The 5,244-nt window shown below is 72.8% G+C and carries 3 protein-coding genes; 1 reads left to right on the top strand and 2 read right to left on the bottom strand.

The features are described 5' to 3' along the window. Positions 1 to 27: 27 nt before the first annotated feature. Together ACFTQE_RS19905 and ACFTQE_RS19900 are read right to left on the bottom strand one after the other, a co-directional pair. Positions 28 to 2,811 (bottom strand): esterase-like activity of phytase family protein, encoded by a 2,784-nt coding sequence (locus ACFTQE_RS19905; protein WP_376926695.1) that lies wholly within the window; start codon positions 2,809 to 2,811, stop codon positions 28 to 30. A 145-nt stretch (positions 2,812 to 2,956) separates the two neighbouring features. Continuing rightward, positions 2,957 to 4,411 (bottom strand): PLP-dependent aminotransferase family protein, encoded by a 1,455-nt coding sequence (locus ACFTQE_RS19900; RefSeq protein ID WP_376926694.1) that lies wholly within the window; start codon positions 4,409 to 4,411, stop codon positions 2,957 to 2,959. Positions 4,412 to 4,473: 62 nt separating this feature from the next. Between ACFTQE_RS19900 and ACFTQE_RS19895 the strand changes: the two genes are divergently transcribed. After that, entirely contained in the window at positions 4,474 to 5,199 is a 726-nt protein-coding gene (locus tag ACFTQE_RS19895; protein ID WP_376926693.1) for a YitT family protein, read from the top strand. The last annotated feature ends 45 nt before the right edge of the window (positions 5,200 to 5,244 follow it).

The raw sequence follows: 5,244 nt of genomic DNA, 5'->3' as shown, positions 1-5,244 counted from the left end.
GCGCAGTCGTCGGCCGCCCCGCACTCCCTACGCCGTGCGGCGCCGTGCGATCAGCACGGATGCCGCGCCCGCGAGCAGCACGACCGCCGCCGCCACGAGCGCCATCGTCAGCTCGACACCCGTGCTGGCGAGACCCGCGCTGCTGTCGGAACCGCCGGCGCCACCGGAACCGCCGGGCGCCGCGGTCACGGTGATCGCCGCCGTCACCGTGGTGCCGTCGGGCAGCACCGCGACGATCGTGTGCGCGCCGGGCGCGGTCGCTGCAGGGATGCGCGCGCTGAATGCGAGCGCGCCGTCGGTCGACGCGGTCGCCTCGCCGAGCACGACGGGCGCGGAGTGCAGTTCGAGCCGCACCGCGGAGCCGGCAGCGAAGCCGGTTCCGCGTACCTCGAGCGAACCGCCCGCGACCACCGATCCGGTTCCGAGCACGAGCGTCGGCGTCCCGGGGCCGCCGGGTTCGCCCGGTCCGCCGGGTTCGCCGGGGAAGACCTCGTCGGCCGCGCCGAGGCGCAGGAACACGGTCTCGCCCGTGGCATCCTTCAGGCCGTCGTTGTCGGTCACGCCGTACAGCGAGCCGTCGGCCGCGACGGCGAAACCCTCGAGCTTCTCCTGCGTCCAGCCGCCGGTCGCACGGAGCGCCGGCAGCGCGTCGATCGCCGTGGTCTTCTCGAGCACCGGCAGCGTGCCCACCTCGGGCGTCGTCGCCGGGATCTCGACGCGGGTCACGCGCTTGACCGCGGCCGCCGGGCCGTTGAGCTTGTCGCGCTCGATCACGGCGAGGGTGTCGTCGTCGATCGCCGTGATCTCGGAGAGCCCCATCCAGTCGCCGGCCACCGAGGTGGTCTCGAGCGGGTAGCCGAACCACGACCAGGCACCGGATGCCACGTCGTAGCGACCGAGGCGAGCGAGGTTGGCTCCGTCGACCGTCGCGGCATCGGCGCCGGCGACCGCCGGGTCGACCCAGAGCGGGCGCTGCAGTGCCACCCAGAGCTGCTCCTCGGCCCCGGTGCCGATCGAGGTGACGCCTTCGAGGCCCCACTTGGCGACGTGCGCGGTGACGTCGGCGGGCAGGGCGATCGTCTCGACGACGGCGCCGGCGGCATCCGTTCGCAGCACGCGGTTCTCGGCGCCGGTGGCGCCTTCGATCGCGAGCCAGAACCCACCGTCGGCGCGCGCCTGCAGCCCTTCGATGTCGAGTGCGACGGGCACGCCGCCGTCGGTCACGGGCAGTGCGGAGGTGATGCGAGCGGGGGTCTGCGTGACGTCGACGACGTAGACCGTGCTCGGCGAGACGGCGACGTCGCTCGCGGCGTAGACGACGCCCGAGTCATCGGGGTGGCCGCTCAGCGCGCCGAGCGCCGCCCAGCCGATGGGTGGGCCGTCGACGATGTCGGAGACGATGCTCGGCTGCGAGGACTGCTCGGCGCCGAAGGCGTAGAGGTTCACCGCGGCGCGCACGCCGGTCGACGCATCGTCGGTCTCGCTCGAGACGACGAGCAGGTCGCTGCTGGGCACCGGCAGGATGCCCTCGGGCCCGTTCGTCGCGAACAGCAGCTGGCGGAACGCCGGGGATGCCGCGTCGCTCACGTCGTAGACCGCGACGAAGTTCGAGCGCTCGCTCGCGACGAAGACGTACGGCACGCCGTCGTACTCGGCGACGGCGAGGCCCTCGGGCTCGCTGCCCTTCTTCGCGGCGCGGTCGTCGTTGTACAGGCCGTGCTGCACGGCGAGGCGCTCAAACGAGTTGCCCGCGTCCCAGACGACGTCGCCGGTCGCGGCGTCGAAGACGGTCCAGCCGCGGGTGCCGCCCTTCCAGTCGCCCTCGTTGGCGGTCGCGAGGCGGTCGTCGCCGATCCACGCGATCGAGTCGGGCTCGCGCGGCGTCTGCCCGATCGAGCCCGACAGGTCGATGCGCTTGTCCTTCTTCGTGTCGATGCCGCTGACGGCGACCGATCCGGCCGAGAAGGCCCGCACGACCTCGCGCGTCGGCAGGTCGACGATCACGATGCCGTTGTTCTCCTGCAGCGTCACCGCGAGCTGGTTCTTCGCGTTGATGGTGACGTACTCGGGCTCGGGGTCGGTCGGGGTGTCGAGATCGGCCGCGGCGATCACGTCGATCGGCGCCCCGTCCTCGTCGAGGAAGGGCACCGCGTCGATCGACCAGGCTGCGGGGTCGGCGCCGAGGCCGAGCACCTGCACGAAGCCGCCGGGAAGCTGCGGCAGGTCGCCCTTCTTGCCGCCGGGCGGTGTCGCCTCCTCGTCGCGCTGGTTCTCGATCGCGATCGCCGCATAGGCGCCGTCCTTGGAGATCGCGATCGAGTCGGGCTGCCCCTCGAGGTCGATGCTGCGCACGACGCTGCGATCGTCGGCCCGGATCACGTCGAGCCGACCGGCGGGCTCGGTGAACACCCCGCCGGTCTCGTCGACGACGACGAGGATGTAGTCGCCGTACGCGGCGACCGAGGTCGGCTGGTCGTCGGCGTGGCCGAGCGAGGCGAGTTCGATCGTGCCGTCGCCGACGGGGTTCGACGGATCGGTCACGTCGAGGAACCCGATGCGCTTGCCGAGTGCGTCGGTGTAGACGACGGTCGAACCGTCGGGGGTGATCGCCGAGATCTCGGCGACGGTCTCCGAAGCGGGGTCGACGCCCTCGGGCAGGTTCTGGAACACGGGATACGTGGCCGTGCGGTGGAAGGCGGAGGAGCCCGGCGCGGCCTCGGCGGGCACCGCGGCCACGGACCCGGCGAGTGCGCCGCCCGCGATGACGGATGCCACGGCGAGCGCGGCGACGGACAAGGGGCGAACGGACATGTCGGGCACACTCCAGCGAGTCGAGGCGGGGGAACGCCGACAGGCTGGCCGAGTCGTGCGACCGGACGGTGGGAGCGAGGTGGACGCTGGGTGCCCAGCACGTGAACAACCGGAGGCGCCGCCCGCGGCTCAGCCGCTCGACGCCTCAGATCACCGAGGCGAGCAGGCTCTGGTCGGGCACCGGCGCCGCCCCCGAGAGCGAGCGCCAGGCGCGGGCGAGCGCCTGCACCGCGGCATCCGTCGTCTCGGCCGGATAGCAGATGGGCAACCGCAGGAACCGCTCGAACGCACCGTCGATGCCGAACCTCGGCCCTGCCGCGATGATGAGCCCCTGGGATCGCGCGGCGAGCGCGAGCTGCGAGCTCACCGCCGCGCCGAGGCCCACCCAGGTCACGATGCCGCCGTCGACGTGCGGCACGTGCCACTCGGGGAACGCCTGCGCGAGCAGCCCCTCGAGCCGGTCGCGTCCGGCACGCAGCTGCTCGCGGCGCAGGTCGAGGATGTCGTCCATGTGCGGCAACGCGCGGGTCACGAGGAGCTGCTCGATGATCGGCGTGCCGAGGTCGCCCGGTGATCGCACGGCGAGCAGGCGGCGGATGAGCGGACGGTCGGCGCGGATCCAACCGACGCGCACGCCGCCCCACACGGTCTTGCCGACCGAGCCCACCATGATCGCCGGTCCGTAGGCGGCCATCGGCAGCAGCGACTCGGGGCGGTCGATGTCGAGCTCGCCGGTGGTCTCGTCGGCGACGATGACCGTGCCCTGCCGGGCGGCCGCGTCGAGCACGCGCTCACGCGTCTCGGCGCTCATCGAGCGGCCGGTGGGGTTCTGGAAGTCGGGCATCAGGTACGCGGCGACAGGGTTCGAGTGGCCGATCGCGCGCACGAGCGCCTCGGACTCCGCTCGGCCGCCGGCGTCGGCCGCGTGGTCGGTCGCATCTCGAGGTGCGACCCCGACCGGCACGAGCCGGGCTCCGGCGGCGCGCAGCGCCTCGTACGCGTGCGGATAGGTCGGCGCCTCGATGATCGCCCGGTCGCCCCGGCCGATGAGCGCGCGCGAGAGCAGCGCGATCGCATGCTGCGCGCCGATCGTGACCATGATCTGCTCCGGCGTCGTCGGGAGCCCGCGTGCCGTGTAGCGGTCGGCGATCGCCGCGCGCAGCGCGGGAGTGCCGATCGGGTCGAATCCGGCGTCGCCGAGGTGCTCGGGCAGGTCGTCGACCGCCTGTCGGGCGAGGTCGGGCAGCCAGGGCAGGGCGGGCGGTGCCGCCTTCGAGAAGTCGATGTAGTCGGCGGCCGGCGCCGGGGGCAGCACGGTCGGCGCACCGGGCAGTCGCGCGACGCTGCCCGAGCCGCGCACGCTCAGCACGAGCCCCTGCTCGCGCAGGTGCCGGTAGGCCGCGGTCACGGTCGTGCGACTGAGGCCGAGGCGCTCGGCGAGGTCGCGTTCGGCCGGCAGGCGGGTGTCGACGGGGATGCGCCCGTCGAGCACGAGCAGCCGGATGCGCTCGGCGAGCGCGTGGTACGCGCTGCCGGCGCCGCTGCGCCAGTCGCCGAGCAGGGTGTCGAGCGCCCTCGCACTCAGTGTGGACTCCGCCATTCGAGCCACTTTAGACGAATTGGCTCTTTGCGAACAGGCCAATCGTGTAATTGGATTGCAGAATGCCCCGCACCATCCGCTTCACCACAGCCGATTCGACGCCCGTACTCGTGCGCCGATTCGTGCAGCTCTTCGTCGGCCTGTTCCTCTACGGCCTCGGCATCGCGCTCATCGTGCGCGGTGAGCTCGGCGTCGCCCCGTGGGACGTGCTGACCCAGGGCATCGCGAAGCAGACGGGGCTCGGCTTCGGCCTCATCACCGTCGTGCTCAGCGGCATCGTGCTGCTGCTCTGGATCCCGATCCGGCAGCGGCTCGGCTTCGGCACCGTCATGAACGCGCTGCTCGTCGGCCCCTCGGCCGACATCGGCCTCTGGCTCATCCCGCCGGGACTCGACCTGTGGGTGCGCATACTGCTGCTTCCCGCCGGCATCGTCGTGCTCGCCATCGCGACCGGCCTCTACATCGGCGCGCACTTCGGCCCCGGCCCGCGCGACGGCCTCATGACCGGCCTCCACCGCGTCACCGGCTGGAAGATCTGGATCGTGCGCACGGGCATCGAGCTCATCGTGCTCGCGATCGGCTGGGCGCTCGGCGGCAACGTGGGCATCGGCACGGTCGCCTTCGCCCTGCTCATCGGCCCGTTGTGCGGGTACACGATCCCGATGTTCGCGATCAAGCGCCCGGCGACGAGGTCCAGCGAGTCGAGTGCCCCGAGCGTCGAACCGTCGGATGCCGCGGCGCCCGCGTCGACCGTCAGCCCCGCGCCCTCACCGGAACCCGCGGCCTGACCGCGCAGAGACGGCAGTCGCCCCCGAGGTCGGGACACCTCGGGG

This window comes from Agromyces sp. NPDC056965 (assembly GCF_042673425.1).
Lineage (GTDB): Bacteria > Actinomycetota > Actinomycetes > Actinomycetales > Microbacteriaceae > Agromyces.
The sequence above is the reverse complement of the archived record's forward strand: the minus strand, read 5'-3'. Positions and strand labels throughout refer to the sequence as shown.